The following is a 20,754-nucleotide window of genomic DNA, read 5'->3' as shown; positions in this document are numbered from 1 at the left end:
AGGGTTGGGGATGAGGGGGCGTTATGCCAACCCAAGGTCAATGTTGGGCCTCTCGATGTTCGGCACCGACCGGTATGCTCCGCAAGCCACCGCTTTCTGTAGGTTCGATTAGCGCAGCGTAATCGGACGAACGAGAGGCTTTGATTACGGTTGTTGCCGTGAAACAGGAGCGGCCAGCAGGAGGGGGAAGTGCGGCTGGCCGTTATGACGGAATAATCCATTTACGCGAACGTCCGATTACGCCTGACGGCTAATCGAACCTACGGTTTGGATGAGGCAAGAGCCCCCATTTTCGTCGATCGATATAGTGTAAAAAGATACCGATTTGAGGCAGGGGGCAGGTGATAACTAGATCTGTACAAACTGTATAAAAACTAATTTTAATATTTACTGTGGAATAAACTTATTGTTTTGCTCATCAAATTTAAACTTATATGTAACTTTTTCTCGTGGATGGTGTTGGGTATCATTATCACCATAAGCAAGACCAGAAATGGTTACCATGCCTTGGTCATTTTTCATTTCTGTTACCTGCACGAGATTGGTATAAGGTAATTTATAACTAGTGTCAACAACAGGTGTGTTCCTAAAGCCATTAATTGCAACCACGGTTAGTTGTGGTAGCCGAGTTCCATTCCCACCATTACATCCCATATCACCAGCCCAATAAACTAACCATTTCGAGCCTACATCATCTTCTACAGAGTAACCTTCTGATAATCTTACCGCACTATATTGTTTTAACTCACCAAGCTCCCCTTCGCCACCTACTTGGCAAGCGACAGTCTCACTGTAGTCTCTTACTAAACGGGATATTGTGGCGTCATCAGCTGCAAATGAAGAGTTGATTAAAAATAAAGTGGTGGTAATTAATATTTTATTCATAGTGTTCCATCCATGGGGTGATTAACCTAGTTTTTCAAAAAACGCTTATATCGTAATATGTTTTTGTATCTTGCTATATAAAAACGGCGCCTTACGACGCCGTTTTTTGATCTGGTTAGCAAACTCTAATCACTGCAGCAGCGAAATATCCGCGACTTGCAGGAACAGGTTGCGCAGGTTGTTCAGCAGTGCCAGACGGTTGGCCTTGAGGGCTTCGTCGTCAGCCATCACCATGACTTCATTGAAGAAGGTATCGACCGGCTCGCGCAGGGCGGCCAGACGGGTGAGGGCAGCCTGATAGTCACCGGCGGCGAACAGCGGGGCCAGTTCGGCTTGCAGTTCGGCAACCTGGGTAGCCAGCGCCTTCTCGGCGGCATCGACCAGCAGTTCCGGTTTGACGGCAGTCGGCAATTCGCCTTCGACCTTGGCCAGAATGTTGCTTACGCGCTTGTTGGCGGCAGCCAGTGCCAGGGCGGCATCCAGGGTGCGGAAGTGGCTGACGGCCTTGACGCGGCGATCGAAGTCGAGCGGACGGGTCGGGCGGCGGGCCAGTACGGCCAGCACCACGTCGGCACCGATGCCTTCGTCCTGATAGGCGGCGCGGAAGCGGCCCAGCATAAAGTCGACCACGTCAGTGACGACGGTTTGGTTGGTCAGCTTGTCGCCGTAGACGCGTACCGCTTCTTCAACCAGTTCAACCAGATCCAGATCCAGCTGCTTCTCGGTCATGATGCGCAGGGCACCGATGGCGGCGCGACGCAGGGCGAACGGGTCCTTGTCACCCTTGGGCAGCATGCCGATGCCGAAGATACCGGCCAGGGTGTCGAACTTGTCGGCCAGCGCGACGGCGCAGGCAACCAGACCGGACGGCAGGGCATCACCGGCAAAGCGCGGCATGTACTGCTCGTTGAGGGCCACGGCAACCGCTTCGTCTTCGCCATCGTGACGGGCGTAGTGCATCCCCATGACACCCTGGGTGTCGGTGAACTCGCCGACCATGTTGGTCATCAGGTCACACTTGGAGAGCAGACCGGCACGCTTGGCCTGAGCCACGTCGGCGCCGATACGCTCGGCGATAAAGCCGGCGACGGTCTCGATACGCTCGACCTTGGCCTTGACGGTGCCCAGCTGTTGCTGGAACAGCACGGTTTCAAGGCGCGGCAGGCGGGAGGCCAGAGTCTGCTTGAGGTCAGTCTTGAAGAAGAACTCGGCGTCAGAGAGACGGGGGCGAACCACCTTCTCGTTGCCGCTGATGATCTGGCTCGGGTCTTTGGACTCGATGTTGGTGACGAAGATGAACTTCGGCAGCAGCTTGCCGTTCTTGTCGTAGACCGGGAAGTACTTCTGGTCACCCTTCATGGTGTGCACCAGTGCTTCAGCCGGCACGGCCAGGAACTTCTCTTCGAAGTTGGCGGTCAGCACCACAGGCCACTCGACCAGTGCGGTCACTTCTTCCAGCAGGGCGTCGTCCAGATCGGCTACGCCACCGAAGGCGGCAGCGGCCGCTTCGACGTCAGCCTTGATCTTGGCCTTGCGCGCCATAAAGTCGGCAATCACCATGCCGCGCTCCTGCAGGATCTGCGGGTACTGGCTGGCGTTGTCGATGGTGAATTCGCTCTCGCCCATAAAGCGGTGGCCGCGAATGGTACGGGCAGAGTCGATACCCAAAATGTGGGCGGGCACCAGCTCGCCATCCAGCAGCAGGGTCACGGTGAAGACCGGACGCACGAACTGGATGGTCTTGTCGCCCCAGCGCATCATTTTCGGGATCGGCAGCTTGGCCAGTGCGGAGGCAACCAGTTCACCCAGCAGATCGACGGCCGGACGGCCTTCGACCTTGGCGGTGTGAACCAGCCACTCGCCCTTGTCGGTGACCAGACGCTCGGCCTGCTCGACTGTGATGCCGTTGCCACGGGCCCAGCCTTCGGCAGCCTTGGTCGGCTTGCCCTCGGCATCGAACGCCTGCGCCACGGCCGGGCCGCGCTTCTCGACGCTCTTGCTCGGCTGTTCGCCGGCCAGCTCGCTTACCTTCAGCGCCAGACGGCGCGGTGAGGCAAACCACTCGACGTCGCCGAAGGCCAGATCGGCCTTGGTCAGTTCGGCTTTGAAGTTGTCGGCAAAGGCTTCGGCCAGGGAGCGCAGGGCTTTGGGCGGCAGCTCAGCAGTACCGATCTCTACCAGAAATGTATGTTGTGCCATGTCCGTTCCTTAACCTTGCTTGTTCTCACTGCGCTGGCACATGGGGAAACCCAGCGCTTCGCGGGAGGCGTAGTATGCCTCGGCTACCGCCTTGGTCAGGGTGCGAATGCGCAGGATGTAGCGCTGACGCTCGGTGACCGAGATGGCCTTGCGGGCATCCAGCAGGTTGAAGGAGTGAGCGGCTTTGAGGATGCGCTCGTAGGCAGGCAGCGGCAGCGGTTTTTCCAGTGCCAGCAGATTCTGGGCTTCCTTCTCGTACTGCTCGAAGCAGTGGAACAGGAACTCCACATCGGCGTGTTCGAAGTTGTAGGTGGATTGCTCCACTTCGTTCTGGTGGAACACGTCGCCGTAGGTGGTCTTGCCCAGCGGGCCGTCAGACCAGACCAGATCGTAGACACTGTCCACGCCCTGAATGTACATGGCCAGACGCTCGAGACCGTAGGTGATCTCGCCGGTAACCGGCTTGCACTCGAGGCCGCCAACTTGCTGGAAGTAGGTGAACTGGGTCACTTCCATGCCGTTCAGCCACACTTCCCAACCCAGACCCCAGGCACCCAGAGTCGGGTTTTCCCAGTTGTCTTCCACGAAGCGGATGTCGTGGATTTCGGGATCCATGCCCAGCTCTTTCAGGGAGCCCAGATAGAGTTCCTGAATGTTGTCGGGGGAAGGCTTGATGATCACCTGGAACTGGTAGTAGTGCTGCAGGCGGTTCGGGTTTTCACCGTAGCGGCCGTCGGTCGGACGGCGGGACGGTTGCACGTAGGCGCAGGCGATGGGCTCCGGGCCCAGGGCACGCAGACAGGTCATGGGGTGGGAAGTACCGGCACCCACTTCCATATCCAGCGGCTGAATGATGGTACAGCCCTGGCGGGACCAATAGTCCTGCAGCTGCAGGATCAGGCCCTGAAAGGTTTTGACATCGAATTTTTGCATAATTTTTTTCGCGCGAAGTGAAAATCAGAGCAAGATTTGCTGAATGTGAACCGAGGGAGTATACCGTCTGGCATGGTCGGATAATAGGCGAAATTGCAGCGGATTCGCGGGATGGTGCTGCGCCCTGGCTGGTCGGGCGGGCTGTCCGGTATATGATCTGAGCAGTGCCGCCTGTAGAGTGGGCAGGGTTGGGCAAACCGCTGAAATGACGAGGGAGAGGAAATGGAGCTGCGCTGCGCCTGGGTGACCAAAGACCCGCAATACATTGATTACCATGACAAACAGTGGGGCAGGCCGGTCTATGACTCGCGTGAGCTGTTTGCCAAGCTCTGCCTCGACGGCCAGCAGGCGGGGCTGTCGTGGATCACCATCCTCAAGCGGACCGATAGCTATTACCGCGCCTATGCGGACTTTGATCCGGTGCAGATTGCCCGGTTCGACGAGCAGGATGTAGAGCGGCTGATGCAGGACAGCGGCATTATCCGCAACCGGCTCAAGGTGCAGTCGATCATCAGAAATGCCCGCGCTTATCTGGCGTTGCAGGAGCAGGGGATCGATTTTTCCGACTACCTGTGGGGCTTTGTGGGCGGCGCCCCCATAGTCCACCAGCGGCAGGGCAACGGCGATATTCCGGCGACCTCGCCGGAGTCAGATGCCATGTCGAAAGCGCTCAAGAAGCTCGGCTTCAACTTCGTCGGCAGCACCATCTGTTACGCCTTTATGCAGGCGGTGGGGATGGTGAACGATCATCTGGTCAGCTGTCCTTGCCACGCCGCGTGTCAGTTACCGCGTTGACAGCCCGCTGGTTGGCCAAAAAAACATCGCTCTCGCCAGCGGTTCAGCCCTGCGTCAGACAATGGCGTGATGGCAGGTTACAATGCGGCTCCCGGCATGGTGCCGGATTGTTTTCACAGAGGTTTTTTCATGCGAGCCAAGATCCTGGTGCCTGCTCTGGCACTGACCGTTGCCCTGAGCGGCTGTACCACCAACCCCTACACAGGTGAATCCCAGACCTCCAAAGGTGCCTGGGGCGCGCTGGCTGGCGCCGCTGCCGGTGCGGCCGTAGGTGCGCTCTCCTCCAGCAAGGGTGATCGCAAGAAGGGCATCCTGACCGGCGTTGCTGCCGGCGCGGCGCTGGGTGGCGGTATCGGCTACTACATGGACGTGCAGGAAGCCAAGCTGCGCGAGAAGCTGCAGGGTACCGGCGTCAGCGTGACCCGCAACGGTGATCAGCTGATCCTCAATATGCCGAACAACGTGACCTTTGACAGCTCCAGCTCCCAGCTGAAAGCGGCCGGTGCCAACACCCTCTCCGGTGTGGCCCTGGTGGTTGCCGAGTTCGACAAGACCCGCCTGAACGTGGTCGGTCACACCGACAGCACAGGTTCCCGCGAGCTGAACATGAAGCTCTCCCGCGATCGTGCCGATGCCGTTGCCGCTCAGCTGATTGGTCAGGGCGTAGCAGGTAGCCGCATCTCCACCACCGGCGTGGGCCCGGATCAGCCGGTTGCGACCAACAGCACTGCCGAAGGCAAGGCACAGAACCGTCGCGTCACCATTACCCTGACCCCGACCGCCTAAGTCGTTCAGGTTTCGGTAACGAAAAGGCCCCGCCAGTAATGGCGGGGCCTTTCTATTGGCGCCGTTGCGAGCAATGGTGCCCTGTTCTTTGCTCACCGCACCCCTTGCGGGAGAAGGGGGTGAGGGGAGCTGCAAACTTTGTTGCAAATATGACCAACAAACGGAAAGGCCCCTCACCCTGCCCTCTCCCAAAGGGAGAGGGAGCAGACACCGGATCGAGCTACTCCTTTAGCAATCGGTCACGGCATAGCATCGAGTGGCTTAGACAGCAGCAGTCAGCTGTACTTCGACCTTGTAGCCTTCGTGGGCGAGGCGGGCCTGTACGCAGGCGCGTACAGGGGCTGTGTCGGCATCTTGTTGTTTGCTCCCTTCTCCCCTCGTGGGAGAAGGGGCGGGGATGAGGGGGATAACCGCCTCTTAGACAGCGGCAGTCAGCTGCACTTCCACCTTGTAGCCCTCGTGGGCCAGACGGGCTTGTACGCAGGCGCGTACAGGGGCTGTGTCGGCATCAGGGGAGCCAGGCATCCCGTTTTGCTTAGACAGCGGCAGTCAGCTGCACTTCCACCTTGTAGCCCTCGTGGGCCAGACGGGCTTGTACGCAGGCGCGTACAGGGGCTGTGCCAGCCGGGATCCAGGCATCCCACTGCTTGTTGAAAGCAGCGATGTCCTGAATGTCTTTGAGATAGATGTTGGCCATCAGGATCTTGTCGACGCCGGAGCCGTTGGTTTCAAGCAGGCGTTGCAGGCTGGCCAGCACTTCGCGGGTCTGCTGATGGATGTCGGCCTCTTCGCTGACGGGGACTTCCACCACATAAAGGGTACCGTTGTGAATGACGACATCAGACCAACGCTGGGTGGTGCCGATGCGGGTAATGGTTGTCATGGCGTGCTCCGGAAGTGTGGCTTATTGACCCTTGCGGATCAGATAGCGGTAGGGGGTCTGTTCTGTCTCGCTGGCGACCAGAGTGTGATCCATAAAGCGGCAGAAGCTGGGAATATCGCGGGTGGTTGAGGGATCGTCGGCGCTGACCAGCAGGGTCTCGCCATCCGCCATCAGCCGCACTTTCTTGCGAACCATCATCACGGGTTCCGGGCAGCGAAGCCCGATTGCGTCCAACTCATGGGTCGCATTGCAGAATAAATTACTCATTGGTAGCCAACCCTCAGCCGCACTTTCTTGCGCGCTATCATCACGGGTTCCGGGCAGCGAAGCCCGATTGCGTCCAACTCATGAGTTGCGCTGCAGAATAAATCACTCATCAATTATTAACCTTCAACCTATTCGGCTGCCAATGATACTCAGGGCTAAAAAATAATCAAACAAACGCCCCATCAATCAGCATATGTAACCAAAGTGTTATTTCGCCCTATCCAGCGTGCGTCGGGCGAGTAATATAAAAATTGAACCATATTCAACAAGGAGGTGAATATGCAGGTCTCCTACGGCAGATTACAGGCCTATGCCGGCATGGGGTTCTTGTCCTTCGCCATGATAGTGATGGGCAGCCCGATCGGGAATACCGGTACCTGGTTCGGCTCCCTGGTGATGGTCGGGTTGGGGCTCTGGATTGAGCTCAGCGATTATTACGAAGAGGATGAGGACGAGAATGATCAATCCTGAATCGGATGACGATTCAACCACAAAGGCGGAGCAATTCCGCCTTTGTCATTTCTGCCGTTTGGCAATATGCCCGGATCAGCGGGTCGAGCGCATCGCCCGCTCCAGATGCCGTGCCGTCTGCACCGGGCTGGCCTTGGGATCGTTAAAGAAGTTGCTCAGCACATCCATGATCGCCTGGCGCATATTGGTTGGTGTCGCCATCCCTTCCGCCATGCTGGGCAGCAGGTTGTCCTGCTTTTCCGCCAGCAGGAAATCCTGATAGGAGCGGACGGCGCAGCGGTCGAATTTGCTCATATCCGGTTTTATCAGGGCTGGAATCGATCCCTTTACCCGGTTGAACTCCTGCTGGAATTGCGGCGTCATCAGTAGCTGGGCCAGATCGCCCTGTGCCTGGAGCTGGGCCGGATCCCGCTGTTTGAACATGGCGATGGAGTCGAGGTTGTAGCTGAAGAGCCCGGCGCTGCCCGGGCTCGGCAGACAGGCGATATCCTCACCCGGCCGGTAGTTGCCCGCGCTCAGCTCCCCCTTCACCCAGTCCCCCATCACCTGCATGGCGGCGCCACCGCTCTCCAGCAGATTGGTGGCCTGATGCCACTTCAGACCGGCGTATTTTTGCGGCACATAGGCGCGCAGCTGCTGGAAGCGGGTCAGCACCCGCACCATGTCGGGGCCGGTCAGGGTGGCGCTCTCCTGCTCGAGGAACGCCTTGCGGTAGAACGCTTTGCCACCCTCACCGAGTGCCACCGTTTCAAACAGGACCGCCAGCTGCCAGGGTTCGTTACCGATGGCAAGCGGGGTGATGCCCCGTTTTTTAAGCTGGTCGGCGACGGCGACAAACTGGGCCCAGTCGTCAGGTGGGGTCAGCTTCTGTTGTTCGAACACCTTGCGGTTGAGCCACAACCAGTTGACCCGGTGGATACCGGTGGGGACGGCCATCAGGGCGCCATTCTGGCTGAGGGTGGCCCGCACCATGGGAGGCATCCTGGTGTACCAGCCGAGGTGATCGGCCATCGGGCTGAGATCGCGCAGAAAGCCGAGCCCCGCCCACTCCTTGAGTTCGTAGCCCTTGAGGTGGGCCGCTTCCGGCGGGTTGGCTGCCAATGCCCGGCTCCGCAATACCGTCATGGCGCTCTTGCCGCCGCCGCCCTGTACCGCGAAGTCATTCCACTGGTTGCCCTGGCCGATCCATTCGGACTTGAGCACTTTGACCGCTTTCGCTTCGCCGCCGGAGGTCCACCAGTGCAGCACCTCCACCTGGGAGGCGCAGGCAGATCCACAGAACAGGGCAAGCAGGGGCAATGGGTACCACTTCATACAGACTACCTTGGCAGTGAGAGCGTGGCCTGCAGGCCACCTTGCGGACGATTTTCCAGCACCAGATCGCCACCGTGGGCGTGGGCAATGTTGCGGGCGATGCCAAGCCCGAGGCCGGTGCCGGCCTGATCGCTGCTGAGCCGGTAATAGGGCTCGAAGATACGTTCGAACTGGTCATCCGGCAGGCCGGGGCCCTCGTCCATGATAAAGAGGATCAGCATCTCTTCGTCATCCATGATGATGATGCGCACCTTCTGGCCGTACTTGATGCCGTTATCCACCAGATTGCCGATGCAGCGCTTGAGTGCCAGCAGCTTGCCGCGGTAGGGCCATTTACAGTGGCCTTCGATGGTTAGCCGCTCATCGTGCAGGTTCATCGACTCAGCCATCTGCTCCAGCACGGCATTGATGTCGATCTCCTCGATATTCTCGTGAATGTCGGTCTCTTTCACCGTCTGCAGCGCCCCTTTAACCATCAGCTCCAGCTCGTCGAGATCCTTGTTGAACTTGCCGATCTGCACCTCGTCGTCGAGCAGTTCGACCCGCAGTCGTAGCCGGGTGATGGGGGTCTTGAGATCGTGGGAGATGGAGCTGAACAGCCGCTCTCTATCGTCGATATAGCGGCGGATCCGGTGCTGCATGATGTTGAAGGCGCGGGTGGCCGCCACGATTTCCGATGCCCCCTCCTCTTTGAGTGAAGGCTGGTCAATATCCTTGCCGAGGTTGACTGCTGCCTTGGCGAGGCGGCGCAGTGGCCGAGTCTGCCAGCGCACCAGCATAAAGGTGAAGAAGCAGAGGAACACCGTCATCAGGGCGATGAAGCGCATCTGATTGCCTGGCATGACGGTGTCATCCAGCGTCATGTAGGGGGCTGGCAGCAGGGCTGCCAGATAGAGCCATTCACCCGGCTCTATCTCGATCTGGGTGACCAATACCGGGGGATTGATGGGATCCAGCGACAAGGTGTAGCGGGCCCAGGAGGAGGGGAGATCCGCCAGCAGGGTGTCATTGTTAAAGACGTGGAGATTCTTCGGCCGCGAGAAGTCCACCTTGATTGTCATGGCGTCGGCGAGCTTGCGGCTCAGTACCCCCTGCACCTCCTCAAGCATCAGGGTCTTGCGTTCGCTGTCGGGGATGGCGTTGATGTGGATCTCCTCCTCGTTGAGCGAGACGAAGAAACGACTGCCACCCATGTTGCGCAACTGGTCGAGGGCGATATGGCGATACTGCAGCGGCAGGGATTTGAAGAAGTTGACGGTGGAGGCCGCGGAGAGCGCCAGATTGCGGGTGGTGCTGATCATTCCCTCCAGCTCCCGCTTCTGGATCTGCTGCATCCAGATACCGGTCAGAATGGTCTGGGAGAGCAGGATAGCCAGCAGCAGCAGCAGAATCATCCGTGACAGCAAAGAGCGTGGCACCAGCGCTCCCCAGGACCACTTGTGGCTCATGGCAGCTCGTGCACCTCGGCAATCAGCATGTAGCCGCTACCGCGAATGGTCTTGATGATGCGTGGGCTCTTGCCGTTGTCGCCCAACTTCTGGCGCAGACGGCTGATCTGCACATCGATGCCGCGCTCCATCGGCAGGCTTTCGCGGCCGCGGGTGGCATCCGAGATGGTGTCCCGGTCCAGTACCACGCCGGGCTGTTGCAGGAACATGCCGAGCAGCATGGCATCGCTGCCGGAGAGATCCAGCAGGCTGCCATCGTCATGGGTCAGCTGGTGGCTCAGGGTGTCGAGGGTCCACTCGGCAAAGCGCAGCCGGCGGCTCGGCTCTTTCTCTTTTTCCGGCTGGCGGAATTCAGCACGGCGCAGCAGCGCCTTGATACGGGCCTGCAGTTCGCGGGGGCTAAACGGCTTGGCGATATAGTCGTCGGCGCCGAGTTCGAGGCCGATCACCCGATCCGCTTCGTCGGAGGCTGCGGTCAGCATGATGATGGGCACCTGGGAGTCACGACGGATCTGCTGGCAGAGGGTAAAACCGTCCTCGCCGGGCATCATGATGTCCAGAATGATCAGGTCGGGGTTGTGCTGGGCCAGTTGTTGGCGCATCTCGTTGCCCTCTGCCGCCGTCAATACCTGAAATCCCGCCCGGGTCAGGTACTCGTTGAGCAGCTCGCGGATCTCTTGGTCGTCATCGACGATCAGCAGTTGTTTGCTCATTGACATATGTATGTGCATCCACCCATTTTTTTGTGCAGATTGAACCTGTCGGGGGAGTAAAAAGCAAGCAAGCCTCCCATCTAATGTGAGGTTTAAGGCAATAACAGCTTGTTGAGAAGTTTAAAAATGAAAAAAGGCTGACCCAAACAGGACAGCCAACAGAGAGCTTCTGACCGCTGACGACCGCCCCGTGTGGCAATCGTCACAGAGTCGAAAGGGCGGAGCCAGTCAGACTGGCTCCGCAAAGGGACAACACTCAGTGCTGCAACAACAACTCACACCCGTTCGAATACGGTGGCGATACCCTGACCCAGACCGATACACATGGTAGCAACCCCTAGCGTGGCATCCTTCTCCTCCATCAGATTGATGAGGGTGGTGGAGATGCGGGCGCCGGAGCAGCCGAGGGGGTGACCCAGGGCAATGGCGCCGCCGTTCAGGTTAACCTTCTGGTCCACCAGATCCTGCAGACCCAAATCCTTCACGCAGGGCAGGGACTGGGCGGCGAACGCCTCGTTCAGCTCGAACAGGTCGATATCACCGACAGTCAGACCGGCCCGCTTGAGCGCTTTCTGGGTGGCCGGCACCGGGCCGTAACCCATGATGGCGGCATCACAGCCGGCGATGGCCATGGCACGTACCTTGGCGCGCGGCGTGAGGCCGAGGGCCTTGGCGCGATCTGCACTCATCACCAGCATGGCGGCGGCACCGTCAGACAGGGCCGAGGAGCTACCGGCGGTGACGGTGCCGTTGACCGGATCAAACACCGGGCGCAGCTGGCTCAGGGTTTCGACCGTGGTCTCCGGGCGGATCACCTCGTCATAGTCGTAGAAGAAGCGGGCGCCGCTGGCGTCATGGCCTTCCAGCCCGACGATCTCCTTGGCAAAGCGTCCTTCCACGGTGGCGGCGTGAGCGCGGCGGTGGGAGCGGGCGGCAAACTCGTCCTGCTGCTGACGGCTGATGCCGTGCAGCTTGCCGAGCATCTCGGCGGTCAGCCCCATCATGCCGGAGGCTTTCGCCACCGACTTGGCCATACCGGGGTGGAAGTCGACGCCGTGGCTCATCGGCACGTGACCCATGTGCTCAACGCCGCCGATGATGAAGATATCCCCATCGCCTACCTGAATGGCGCGAGAGGCATCATGCAGCGCCTGCATACTGGAGCCGCACAGACGGTTGACGGTGACCGCCCCCACCTGCTTCGGAATGCCGGCCAGCAGCGCGGCGTTACGGGCGATGTTGAAGCCCTGCTCCAGGGTCTGCTGCACGCAGCCCCAGTAGATATCCTCGATCTCGTTCGGGTCGAGGTTGGGGTTGCGCAGCAGGATGGATTTCATCAGGTGCGCGGACAGATCTTCTGCACGCACGTTGCGGAAGGCGCCGCCCTTGGACCGGCCCATCGGGGTCCGGATACAGTCGACAATGACTACGTCTTTCATGAATGGATCTCCTTTCCGCAATCAGTAGAAGGTTTTGCCCTGGGCAGCCATCTCGCGCAAGCGGTCGCTGACGCGGTAGAGCGGGCCCAAGTCGGCATACTGGTCGGCCATGGCCACGAAGCGATCCAGACCGATAGTGTCCAGATAGCGGAACACGCCGCCGCGGAAGGGAGGGAAGCCCAGACCGTAGACCAGTGCGATGTCGGCTTCGGCTGGCGTGGCGACTATGCCCTCTTCCAGACAGAGCACCACCTCGTTGATCATCGGGATCATCATGCGGGCGATGATGGCCTCCTTGTCGAACTCCTGCTTTGGCTTGGCAATGGGGGCCAACAGCTCGTAGCTGGCGGCATCAGCCACTTTTTTCGGCTTGCCCTTCTTGTCCTGCTCGTAGGCGTAGAAGCCCTTGCCGTTCTTCTGACCGAAGCGGCTGGCGTCATACATTACGTCGATGGCGGTACGACCTTCCTTGCTCATGCGTGCCGGGAAGCCCTGTGCCATCACGTCACCAGCATGGTGGCCGGTATCGATGCCGACTACATCCAGCAGGTAGGCGGGGCCCATGGGCCAGCCGAACTCCTTCTCCATCACCTTGTCGACGGCGGCAAAGTCGGCACCATCGGCAACCAGCTTGTTGAAGCCGAAGAAGTAGGGGAACAGCACCCGGTTGACGAAGAAGCCCGGGCAGTCGTTGACCACCACCGGGGACTTGCCCATGGCGGCGGCGTAGGCCACCACGCGGTTGATGGTTTCATCGGATGTCTGCTCGCCGCGGATGATCTCCACCAGTGGCATGCGGTGCACCGGGTTGAAGAAGTGCATGCCGCAGAAGTTCTGCGGGCGCTTCAGCCCCTTGGCCAGCAGGGAGATGGGAATGGTGGAGGTGTTGCTGGCGAGCACGGCGTCTTCGCCAATGATCCCTTCTACTTCGCCCAGTACGGCGGCTTTCACCTTGGGATTTTCGACCACGGCTTCGACCACCACATCCACATGCTTGACGTTGTCATAGCTGAGGGTCGGGGTGATGGCGGAGAGCACCTGGCCCATCTTGATGCCGTCGATGCGGCCCTTCTCGAGCTGGCCGTTGAGCAGCTTGGTGGCTTCGCCCATGCCAAGTGCCAGCGCCTTCTCGTTGATATCCTTCATCACCGCCGGAATGCCCTTGCTGGCAGACTGGTAGGCGATGCCGCCGCCCATGATGCCGGCACCCAGTACGGCGGCATGGCCGGTTGCCTTGCTTGCCTGTTTGGCAGCCTTCTTGGCCAGCGCTTTAATGTGCTGATCGTTGAGGAAGATCCCGACCAGCGCCTTGGCGACATCGGTCTTGGCCAGCTTGATAAAGCCCTGTGCTTCAACGACCAGCGCTTCGTCACGGCCCATGCCGGCGGCGGCCTCGACGGTTTTCACCGCAGTCATCGGCGCCGGATAGTGTTTGCCCGCCACGGCGGCAACCATGCCGGCGGCGGTGGTGAAGCTCATCATGGCTTCCAGTTTGGAGAGACGCAGCGGCGCTTTCTTGGCGGCGCGGCGGCTTTGCCAGTCCAGCTTGCCCGCGATGGCATCTTTGATCATCTGCAGCGCAGCGCTCTGCAGCGCGTCGGGGGCGACCACGGCGTCGATGGCGCCCACCTTGAGGGCATCATCGGCACGGTAATCCTTGCCGGTGGTGATCCATTCGAGCGCGTTGTCGGCGCCGATCACTCGCGGCAGACGGACTGTGCCGCCAAAGCCCGGCATGATGCCGAGCTTGGTCTCGGGCAGGCCAATCTTGGCGCTGGTGTCAGCCAGCCGGAAGTCGGTGGAGAGGATGGTTTCGCAGCCGCCGCCCAGAGCGTGGCCCTTGATGGCGGAGAGGGTCGGTACCGGCAGATCTTCGATGGCGTTGAAGATGTCGTTGGCCTTTTTCAGCCAGCCGAGCAGATCTTCTTGCGGCAGATCGAACAGTTCCAGGAATTCGGTGATGTCGGCACCGACGATAAAAGCGTCTTTGCCGGAGGTGAGGATCAGACCCTTCAAATCGGCTTGTTGCTGTAGTGCGGCGATCGCTTCGCTCAGGGAGAGCAGGGTAGCGCGATCCAGCTTGTTGACTGAACCCGGGGCATCGAACCTCAGTTCGGCAATGCCGTCTTCGAGGTAGCTGACCGTCAGGGTTTCGCCTTGGTAGATCATGAGAGTGTCTCCTTGTTCCCACACAGTGGGGAGTGGTGCTCCTTTATCCCCAGCAGGGGGCGAGGCTCACTATTGATCCAAAAGGAGACATTTTCAACACCTATTTAAAACATTTGTTTAACAGATCTCGAGTAAAAGCTCCTTATCACAAAACGGGCAAAAGAGAGGCGCCTTGCGACGCCTCGGATGAATATGAGTTTGTTATCAACTGGCCAGTTCCGGCCGGTTGCGATATTGGTTCAGCACCTCGGGATCGGCGAGGGCGTGGGTGTTGTTGACCGGCCGGTTGTGTACCACTTCGCGTACCGCCAGTTCGACGATCTTGCCGGACTTGGTGCGGGGGATGGCCTCCACCTGCAGGATGCGAGCGGGCACGTGGCGGGCGGTGCAGTGTTGCTTTATTTGCTGGCGAATGCGCTCGCGCAGCGGTTCGTCCAGCTTGCAACCCGCCTTGAGCTTGACGAACAGCACCACCCGCTCGTCCTGTTGCCACTGCTGGCCGATAACGATGCTCTCTTCTACTTCATCCAGCTGTTCGACATAGCGGTAGATCTCGCTGGTGCCGATGCGCACGCCGCCCGGGTTGAGGGTGGCATCGGAGCGGCCATAGAACAGGATGCCGCCGGTCTGGGTCAGCTCGATCCAGTCGCCGTGGCACCAGATATTGCCGAACCGCGCGAAGTAGGCGGCGTGGTATTTGTCGCCATTCTCGTCGCCCCAGAAGTAGATGGGCTGGGCCGGGAACGGCTTGGTACAGACCAGCTCGCCTTTTTCCCCTTGCACCGGCTGGCCCGCTTCGTTGAACACCTGCACCGCCAGCCCAAGGCCGCGCCCCTGACTCTCGCCCCGATAGACCGGGCTGAGCGGATTGCCGATGACGAAGCAGGAGCAGATGTCGGTGCCGCCAGAGATGGAGCTGAGTTGCACATCCTGCTTTATCTGCTGGTAGACGTAGTCGAACCCCTCCGGGGAGAGCACGGAGCCGGTGCTGCAGATGAGGCGCAAGGCAGGCAGGTCGTGGGTATTGATGGGGGCATAACCTTGCTTGTGCAACGCATCGAGATACTTGGCCGAGGTACCGAACAAGCTGACCTGCTCATCGCGGGCCAGATCCCACAAAACGTTGCCATCCGGGTAAAACGGCGAGCCGTCATAGAGCACCAGAGTGGCGCCGGAGGCGAGGGCGCTTACCAGCCAGTTCCACATCATCCAGCCGCAGGTGGTGAAGTAGAAGATCCGCTCCCCTGGCTTGATGTCGCAGTGCAGCTGATGTTCTTTCAGGTGTTGCAGCAGTGTGCCGCCAATGCCGTGGACGATGCACTTGGGCTTGCCGGTGGTGCCGGAGGAGTAAAGGATATAGAGCGGATCATTGAAGGCCATCGGCTCGAAGACAAGCTGGGCGCCGTGCTGGCTTGCCAGCAGTTGTTGCCAATCGTGACCAAGCTGGAGCGGGTTGCCGAGCAGGGGGATCATCACCGTCTGCTCTATGCTGTCGATCTGGCTCACCACACTGGCGACCTTCTCCTGAATGTCGATAGCCTTGCCGTTGTAGCGATAACCATCCACAGCGAACAGCACTCGAGGTCGGGTCTGGCCGAAACGCTCCACCACGCTTGCTTCACCGAAGTCGGGGCTGGTGGAGGTCCAGATCGCCCCGAGGCTGGTGGTTGCCAGCATGGCCACCACGGTTTCCGCAATATTGGGCAGATAGGCGGCGACCACATCGCCACGGCCAATCCCCTGATGACGCAGCCACTGCGCCAGCCGGGCAACCTGTTCCCCCAGTTCACCCCAGCTCAGAGTGCGACTTGGAGTACCTTCGATGCGGGAGATGATGGCCGGGCTCTCGTCCTGACGGCGCAGCAGGTTCTCGGCGAAGTTGAGGCGGCTGTCAGGGAACCAGCGGGTGCGCTGCATATCCTGACGGTTCTCCGCCACTATGTTACCGAGCTCGCCCTTGACGCCGCAGTGCTGCCACACCAGCGGCCAGAAACGGGTGGTCTTCTCTACCGACCATTGATAAAGCTGCGGATAGTTCTGTAACTGCAGGCCGTGGAAACGGTTCACCTCCGCCATAAAACGGTAGAGGTTGGATTGCTGCATTCCGAGCGGATCCGGTTGCCACAGGCAGAGGTTGTCCATGAGTAATCCCCGACTTCATGTATCTACCGGCAGTGTATTGAATTGTTTTTGATTTGTTAATGATTGGTTTGTGTTGATAACAAACACGTTTGTAACGTATGCGTTACCTCACGAAGCGGCAGCTTGACGGGTCGAGCCGCCCAGCGCTTGATGTTATGCTGCAATCACATTCACCTCGGAGCAGGACGCCATGAGCAGCTACAGCCAACTTTTTGCCCAGCACCTCGATACCTTGCAGCAGCGCACCCGCGACATTCTGCAACAACAGGGGCTCAGCGGACTGGCCATCCACTCCGGCCAGACCCACCGTATCTTCCTCGATGATCAGGATTACCCGTTCAAGGTAAACCCGCACTTCAAGGCCTGGTTACCAGTGCTGGGCAATCCCCACTGCTGGCTGTTGGTGGACGGGGTGAACAAACCGGTGCTGCTGTTCTACCGGCCGGTGGATTTCTGGCACAAGGTGGCGGAGCTGCCTAATGCCTTCTGGGTCGAGTTCTTCGATATTCGTTTCCTGGCCCGGCCGGAGCAGGTGGCTGACCATCTACCTGCCAACAAGCAGGAGTGGGCCTATCTGGGTGGCCATCTGGAGGTGGCCGATCTGCTGGGGCTGACCCAGCCCAATCCCGAGGCGGTGCTCAACTACCTGCACTACCACCGAGCCTACAAGACCCCCTACGAGCTGGAATGTCTGCGCGAAGCGAACCGGATCGGGGTGCGCGGCCATATTGCGGCCAAAGATTCCTTCATGGCAGGAGCGAGCGAGTTCGAGATCAATCTGGCCTATATGAAGGCGGTCGGGCAGGGGGCCAATGAGGCGCCCTACGGCAATATTGTCGCCATCAACCGCAATGCGGCCATCCTGCACTACACCCATGTGTCTACCGTGCGGGTGCCGGATGCGGAGCGTTACTCCTTCCTGATCGATGCCGGCGTCGATTTTCACGGTTATGCCTCCGACATCACCCGTACCTGGGCATGGCGGCGCGGCGAGTTTGCCGATCTGATAGCGGCCCTTGACGAGCAGCAGCAGGAGATCATCAAGGAGATCAAACCCGGTCGCCGCTACAACGAGCTGCACCTGCAGATGCATCACAAGCTGGCGCGCTTGCTGCAAGCCACCGAGCTGGTGGATATGTCGGTGGACGAGATGATCAACACCGGGGTGACCAACGTCTTCTTCCCTCACGGCCTCGGCCACTTCCTCGGTTTACAGGTACACGATGCGGGCGGTTTCATGCAGGATGAGCGTGGCACCCACCTGGCGGCGCCCGAGTTGTTCCCCTATCTGCGCTGTACCCGGGTGATGGAGGTAGATCAGGTGTTCACCATAGAGCCGGGCCTCTACTTTATCGACAGTCTGCTGGAGCCGCTGCGTCAGGGCGAACAGGGTAAACGGGTCAACTGGAACAAGGTGGAGGCATTGCGGCCGTTTGGTGGCATCCGTATCGAAGACAACGTGGTGCTGCACGCTAACGGGGTGGAAAACATGACCAGACAAGCAGGGCTCTGATGGCGGCAGCGTATTCCATTCCGGCAGCCCCGCTGGAGTTGACCGAAGAGATAAAGAAGAGCCGCTTCATTACCCTGATCGCCCATACCCCGACCGTCGAGGCAGCCAAGGAGTGGGTCAACGAGATCAAGCGCCAACATCCGGCCGCTCGCCACCACTGCTGGGCCTTTGTGGCGGGGGCGCCGCAAGATAGCCAGGTCTATGGCTTCAGCGATGATGGCGAACCGTCCGGCACCGCGGGCAAGCCGATCCTGGCCCAGCTGATGGGGTCGGGGATCGGTGAAATCTGTGCCGTGGTGGTGCGTTACTATGGCGGTATCCATCTGGGTACTGGTGGGTTGGTCAAAGCCTATGGGGGCGGTGTTGGTGCCGCCCTCAAGCAGCTGCCGACCCTGCTCAAGGTGCCGCGCACTCCCTCTCTCATTCACTGCGATTACGGCGACATGGGGGCGGTCGAGTCGCTGATAAGCAGCCACAATGGTGAATTGCTGGGGGCTGATTATGGCCAGCAGGTTACCTTGCAAGTGGCGTGGGAGTCGGCGGTTTGGGCTCGGGTGGATCGTGAGTTGACCGACCGGACTCATGGGCGTGTATCCCTTTGTCCCCTGGATGGCTAGAATCCATCGCTCTTTAATCGAGGAAAGGGAGCTGTAATGCACATCCTGAGCATTATTCGCATTGTTGGCCTACTGGTTGCGCTGTTCAGCTCGACCATGTTGTTGCCTGCGCTGGTGGCTTTCGGCTATCGGGATGGCGGGGGCGCCGAGTTCATCAAATCTTTCTTTATGGCCCTGCTGCTCGGGATCGCGCTCTGGTTTCCCAATCGTTATCACAAAAAGGAGCTCAGAGCGAAAGAGGGTTTTCTCATCGTGGTGTTGTTCTGGGTGGTGCTGGGCAGTGTGGGAGCGGTGCCTTTCATCATCAGCGATGTACCCGGCATGTCGGTTTCGGAAGCCTTCTTCGAGTCGTTTTCCGGCCTGACCACCACAGGGGCTACTGTGCTGACCGGGCTCGATGAGCTGCCCAAGGCGTTTCTGTTCTACCGCCAGTTGTTGCAATGGTTGGGGGGGATGGGGATCATAGTACTGGCGGTGGCCATACTGCCGCTGCTGGGTATCGGGGGAATGCAGCTTTATCGTGCCGAGATCCCGGGGCCGGTCAAGGATACCAAGGTGACGCCGCGTATCGCCGAAACGGCCAAGGCACTCTGGTACATCTATCTATTTATCACGCTCAGCTGTGCCCTCTCTTACTGGATGGCAGGGATGACCATGTTTGATGCCATCTGTCATGCCTTCTCAACGGTAGCGATCGGCGGCTTCTCGACCCATGATGCCAGCATCGGCTATTTCAACAGCAGTGCCATCAATTTGATCACTGTGCTGTTTCTTATGGTGGCCGGGGTGAACTTCACGCTTCATTTTGCTGCATTTGCACATAGACCACGGCGACTTCATGTCTATTTGAAAGACCCCGAAGTGAGGGTATTTATAGGCATTCAATTGACGGTAACACTGATCTGCTTTCTGGTACTGATGCATCATGCCAGCTATGAGAGCTGGTCAGAGACGCTGGATCATGCTCTATTTCAGTCAGTCTCTATTGCGACGACAGCGGGATACAGTACCACCGGTTTTTCCGAGTGGCCGTTGTTCCTTCCCGTTTTGTTGATGCTGGCCTCCTTCGTAGGAGGGTGCGCCGGAAGCACGGGAGGGGGTATCAAGGTTGTACGCCTGATGTTGTTGCACCTGCAGGGGGTGCGGGAACTCAAGCGGTTGATCCATCCTCGCGCGGTTTATCGCATAAAGTTGGGCAATAAGGCATTGTCAGAACGGGTTATTGAAGCGGTGTGGGGCTTTTTTGCGGCTTATGCCATGATTTTTATCATCTGTATGTTGGGTCTGATTGCAACGGGGATGGATGAACTGACGGCATTTTCAGCCATTGTTGCATCACTCAACAACCTTGGCCCCGGTTTGGGTGACGTGGCACCTCACTTTGCCAACACAACGGATGCTGCTAAATGGATTATGATCACTGCTATGTTATTCGGTCGATTGGAAATTTTTACGCTTCTGGTACTGTTTACCCCTGCATTCTGGCGTAGTTGAGGTAGTTATGGACAAGATTTTGGTGCTTTATTCCTCTCGGGATGGTCAAACCCGGAAAATCATAGATATCATGCTGGAGCAGATGCCGGAGTGTGAAGTGGTAATGCATGACCTTCATACCCTGCCCATGTGCAACCTCAGCAAGTATGCCAAGGTCTTGATCGGTGCTTCCATCCGATACGGCAACTTCCATCCCAGTCTGTTCAGCTTTATTCACGCTCACGAGGAGCAGCTGGAAGTGGCCAATGCGGCCTTCTTCTGTGTCAACCTGACGGCTCGCAAACCTGAGAAACAGACGCCGCAAACTAATGCCTATATGAAGAAGTTTCTGCGCCTCTCTCCCTGGAAGCCGAAAACCCTGGGCGTTTTTGCCGGTGCGCTGCAATATTCCCGCTATAACTGGTGGCAGACCCGCATCATCCAGTTGATCATGAAGATTACCGGTGGCAGTACTGACACCAGTAAGGACATTGAATTTACCGATTGGGAGAAGGTACGCAGTTTTGCACGCGAATTCTGGTCAAAAAGGTAGCAGCGTGATGTGACTTCAGGGTTTCTTGCCCGAAACAGCCCCGCCGATGCGGGGCTTTTGTTTAATAAAGCAACGGTTGAACCGGAAAACTGTAAAAAGTGCCATTTTTTGCAGTTTTCCTCTTGTCATCGCGTCGCGACTCCCTATAATGCGC

Annotated in this window: 19 protein-coding genes; 7 read left to right on the top strand and 12 right to left on the bottom strand. The window is 58.8% G+C overall.

The window, feature by feature from the left end; genetic code table 11:
* Positions 1-387: 387 nt before the first annotated feature.
* The 3 genes from BN1117_RS19310 to glyQ all read right to left on the bottom strand — a co-directional run bounded on the left by BN1117_RS19310 (position 388) and on the right by glyQ (position 4,017).
* A complete protein-coding gene (locus BN1117_RS19310; RefSeq protein WP_156129843.1) occupies positions 388-885 on the bottom strand; it encodes a hypothetical protein in 498 nt (165 codons plus the stop codon).
* Positions 886-1,014: 129 nt separating this feature from the next.
* Positions 1,015-3,084, bottom strand: a complete 2,070-nt coding sequence (glyS, locus tag BN1117_RS02455) for a glycine--tRNA ligase subunit beta (RefSeq protein WP_040094669.1) — start codon at positions 3,082-3,084, stop codon at positions 1,015-1,017.
* 9 nt (positions 3,085-3,093) lie between these two features.
* Positions 3,094-4,017 (bottom strand): glycine--tRNA ligase subunit alpha, encoded by a 924-nt coding sequence (gene glyQ, locus BN1117_RS02450; protein ID WP_005339464.1) that lies wholly within the window; start codon positions 4,015-4,017, stop codon positions 3,094-3,096.
* Between the two features lie 222 nt (positions 4,018-4,239).
* On the opposite strand from glyQ, the gene BN1117_RS02445 reads away from it, so the two are divergent.
* Together BN1117_RS02445 and BN1117_RS02440 are read left to right on the top strand one after the other, a co-directional pair.
* Positions 4,240-4,812, top strand: coding sequence for a DNA-3-methyladenine glycosylase I (locus BN1117_RS02445; RefSeq protein WP_040094668.1), 573 nt, complete (start codon positions 4,240-4,242; stop codon positions 4,810-4,812).
* A 129-nt stretch (positions 4,813-4,941) separates the two neighbouring features.
* Positions 4,942-5,598: an OmpA family lipoprotein gene (locus BN1117_RS02440; protein ID WP_040094667.1), complete on the top strand. Its 657-nt coding sequence runs from the start codon at positions 4,942-4,944 to the stop codon at positions 5,596-5,598.
* 417 nt (positions 5,599-6,015) lie between these two features.
* Here the strand turns inward: BN1117_RS02440 and BN1117_RS02435 are convergent, their stop codons facing one another.
* Genes BN1117_RS02435 through tusA form a run of 3 tightly spaced genes read right to left on the bottom strand, consistent with a single transcriptional unit; the run spans position 6,016 to position 6,748 of the window.
* Positions 6,016-6,123, bottom strand: coding sequence for a RidA family protein (locus BN1117_RS02435; protein WP_010672406.1), 108 nt, complete (start codon positions 6,121-6,123; stop codon positions 6,016-6,018).
* 10 nt (positions 6,124-6,133) lie between these two features.
* Positions 6,134-6,481 carry a RidA family protein gene (locus tag BN1117_RS02430; RefSeq protein ID WP_040094664.1) on the bottom strand — a complete coding sequence of 116 codons (348 nt, stop codon included), beginning with the start codon at positions 6,479-6,481 and terminating at the stop codon, positions 6,134-6,136.
* Positions 6,482-6,502: 21 nt separating this feature from the next.
* The gene (gene tusA / locus BN1117_RS02425) at positions 6,503-6,748 is read right to left on the bottom strand and encodes a sulfurtransferase TusA (protein WP_040094662.1); all 246 of its coding nucleotides are present in this window, start codon (positions 6,746-6,748) and stop codon (positions 6,503-6,505) included.
* Between the two features lie 279 nt (positions 6,749-7,027).
* Between tusA and BN1117_RS02420 the strand changes: the two genes are divergently transcribed.
* The gene (locus tag BN1117_RS02420; protein ID WP_040094660.1) at positions 7,028-7,219 is read left to right on the top strand and encodes a hypothetical protein; all 192 of its coding nucleotides are present in this window, start codon (positions 7,028-7,030) and stop codon (positions 7,217-7,219) included.
* Between the two features lie 75 nt (positions 7,220-7,294).
* Here the strand turns inward: BN1117_RS02420 and BN1117_RS02415 are convergent, their stop codons facing one another.
* The 6 genes from BN1117_RS02415 to BN1117_RS02390 all read right to left on the bottom strand — a co-directional run bounded on the left by BN1117_RS02415 (position 7,295) and on the right by BN1117_RS02390 (position 16,444).
* The gene (locus BN1117_RS02415; protein WP_040094658.1) at positions 7,295-8,533 is read right to left on the bottom strand and encodes an ABC transporter substrate-binding protein; all 1,239 of its coding nucleotides are present in this window, start codon (positions 8,531-8,533) and stop codon (positions 7,295-7,297) included.
* 5 nt (positions 8,534-8,538) lie between these two features.
* A complete protein-coding gene (locus tag BN1117_RS02410; RefSeq protein WP_040094657.1) occupies positions 8,539-9,981 on the bottom strand; it encodes an ATP-binding protein in 1,443 nt (480 codons plus the stop codon).
* A complete protein-coding gene (locus BN1117_RS02405; RefSeq protein ID WP_040094656.1) occupies positions 9,978-10,700 on the bottom strand; it encodes a response regulator in 723 nt (240 codons plus the stop codon). The genes BN1117_RS02410 and BN1117_RS02405 overlap by 4 nt, the downstream gene beginning before the upstream one ends.
* 269 nt (positions 10,701-10,969) lie before the next feature.
* Positions 10,970-12,133, bottom strand: a complete 1,164-nt coding sequence (gene fadA / locus BN1117_RS02400; RefSeq protein ID WP_040094655.1) for an acetyl-CoA C-acyltransferase FadA — start codon at positions 12,131-12,133, stop codon at positions 10,970-10,972.
* Between the two features lie 21 nt (positions 12,134-12,154).
* Positions 12,155-14,302 carry a fatty acid oxidation complex subunit alpha FadB gene (fadB, locus tag BN1117_RS02395; protein ID WP_040094652.1) on the bottom strand — a complete coding sequence of 716 codons (2,148 nt, stop codon included), beginning with the start codon at positions 14,300-14,302 and terminating at the stop codon, positions 12,155-12,157.
* Between the two features lie 204 nt (positions 14,303-14,506).
* Entirely contained in the window at positions 14,507-16,444 is a 1,938-nt protein-coding gene (locus BN1117_RS02390) for an acetoacetate--CoA ligase (protein ID WP_040094651.1), read from the bottom strand.
* Between the two features lie 190 nt (positions 16,445-16,634).
* Between BN1117_RS02390 and pepQ the strand changes: the two genes are divergently transcribed.
* From pepQ to hemG, 4 genes are read left to right on the top strand one after another with little or no spacing between them, the layout of a single operon-like run.
* Positions 16,635-17,957, top strand: coding sequence for a Xaa-Pro dipeptidase (pepQ, locus tag BN1117_RS02385; protein ID WP_040094649.1), 1,323 nt, complete (start codon positions 16,635-16,637; stop codon positions 17,955-17,957).
* Positions 17,957-18,574: a YigZ family protein gene (locus tag BN1117_RS02380; RefSeq protein WP_040094647.1), complete on the top strand. Its 618-nt coding sequence runs from the start codon at positions 17,957-17,959 to the stop codon at positions 18,572-18,574. The genes pepQ and BN1117_RS02380 overlap by 1 nt, the downstream gene beginning before the upstream one ends.
* 36 nt (positions 18,575-18,610) lie before the next feature.
* Positions 18,611-20,068: a TrkH family potassium uptake protein gene (locus tag BN1117_RS02375; RefSeq protein ID WP_040094646.1), complete on the top strand. Its 1,458-nt coding sequence runs from the start codon at positions 18,611-18,613 to the stop codon at positions 20,066-20,068.
* A gap of 7 nt (positions 20,069-20,075) precedes the next feature.
* Positions 20,076-20,600, top strand: coding sequence for a menaquinone-dependent protoporphyrinogen IX dehydrogenase (gene hemG, locus BN1117_RS02370; protein WP_040094644.1), 525 nt, complete (start codon positions 20,076-20,078; stop codon positions 20,598-20,600).
* Positions 20,601-20,754 lie beyond the last annotated feature (154 nt).

The sequence above is a fragment of the Aeromonas australiensis genome (assembly GCF_000819725.1).
GTDB lineage: Bacteria > Pseudomonadota > Gammaproteobacteria > Enterobacterales > Aeromonadaceae > Aeromonas > Aeromonas australiensis.
Note: the sequence above shows the minus strand (reverse complement) of the source record. Positions and strands in the feature narration are given on the sequence as shown.

What these genes read in the sequence shown, in the direction of transcription:
- BN1117_RS19310 (WP_156129843.1), bottom strand. Translation starts at nt 885, where the DNA reads ATGAATAAAATATTAATTACCACCACTTTATTTTTAATCAACTCTTCA.
- glyS (WP_040094669.1), bottom strand. Translation starts at nt 3,084, where the DNA reads ATGGCACAACATACATTTCTGGTAGAGATCGGTACTGCTGAGCTGCCG.
- glyQ (WP_005339464.1), bottom strand. Translation starts at nt 4,017, where the DNA reads ATGCAAAAATTCGATGTCAAAACCTTTCAGGGCCTGATCCTGCAGCTG.
- BN1117_RS02445 (WP_040094668.1), top strand. Translation starts at nt 4,240, where the DNA reads ATGGAGCTGCGCTGCGCCTGGGTGACCAAAGACCCGCAATACATTGAT.
- BN1117_RS02440 (WP_040094667.1), top strand. Translation starts at nt 4,942, where the DNA reads ATGCGAGCCAAGATCCTGGTGCCTGCTCTGGCACTGACCGTTGCCCTG.
- BN1117_RS02435 (WP_010672406.1), bottom strand. Translation starts at nt 6,123, where the DNA reads ATGCCTGGCTCCCCTGATGCCGACACAGCCCCTGTACGCGCCTGCGTA.
- BN1117_RS02430 (WP_040094664.1), bottom strand. Translation starts at nt 6,481, where the DNA reads ATGACAACCATTACCCGCATCGGCACCACCCAGCGTTGGTCTGATGTC.
- tusA (WP_040094662.1), bottom strand. Translation starts at nt 6,748, where the DNA reads ATGAGTAATTTATTCTGCAATGCGACCCATGAGTTGGACGCAATCGGG.
- BN1117_RS02420 (WP_040094660.1), top strand. Translation starts at nt 7,028, where the DNA reads ATGCAGGTCTCCTACGGCAGATTACAGGCCTATGCCGGCATGGGGTTC.
- BN1117_RS02415 (WP_040094658.1), bottom strand. Translation starts at nt 8,533, where the DNA reads ATGAAGTGGTACCCATTGCCCCTGCTTGCCCTGTTCTGTGGATCTGCC.
- BN1117_RS02410 (WP_040094657.1), bottom strand. Translation starts at nt 9,981, where the DNA reads ATGAGCCACAAGTGGTCCTGGGGAGCGCTGGTGCCACGCTCTTTGCTG.
- BN1117_RS02405 (WP_040094656.1), bottom strand. Translation starts at nt 10,700, where the DNA reads ATGTCAATGAGCAAACAACTGCTGATCGTCGATGACGACCAAGAGATC.
- fadA (WP_040094655.1), bottom strand. Translation starts at nt 12,133, where the DNA reads ATGAAAGACGTAGTCATTGTCGACTGTATCCGGACCCCGATGGGCCGG.
- fadB (WP_040094652.1), bottom strand. Translation starts at nt 14,302, where the DNA reads ATGATCTACCAAGGCGAAACCCTGACGGTCAGCTACCTCGAAGACGGC.
- BN1117_RS02390 (WP_040094651.1), bottom strand. Translation starts at nt 16,444, where the DNA reads ATGGACAACCTCTGCCTGTGGCAACCGGATCCGCTCGGAATGCAGCAA.
- pepQ (WP_040094649.1), top strand. Translation starts at nt 16,635, where the DNA reads ATGAGCAGCTACAGCCAACTTTTTGCCCAGCACCTCGATACCTTGCAG.
- BN1117_RS02380 (WP_040094647.1), top strand. Translation starts at nt 17,957, where the DNA reads ATGGCGGCAGCGTATTCCATTCCGGCAGCCCCGCTGGAGTTGACCGAA.
- BN1117_RS02375 (WP_040094646.1), top strand. Translation starts at nt 18,611, where the DNA reads ATGCACATCCTGAGCATTATTCGCATTGTTGGCCTACTGGTTGCGCTG.
- hemG (WP_040094644.1), top strand. Translation starts at nt 20,076, where the DNA reads ATGGACAAGATTTTGGTGCTTTATTCCTCTCGGGATGGTCAAACCCGG.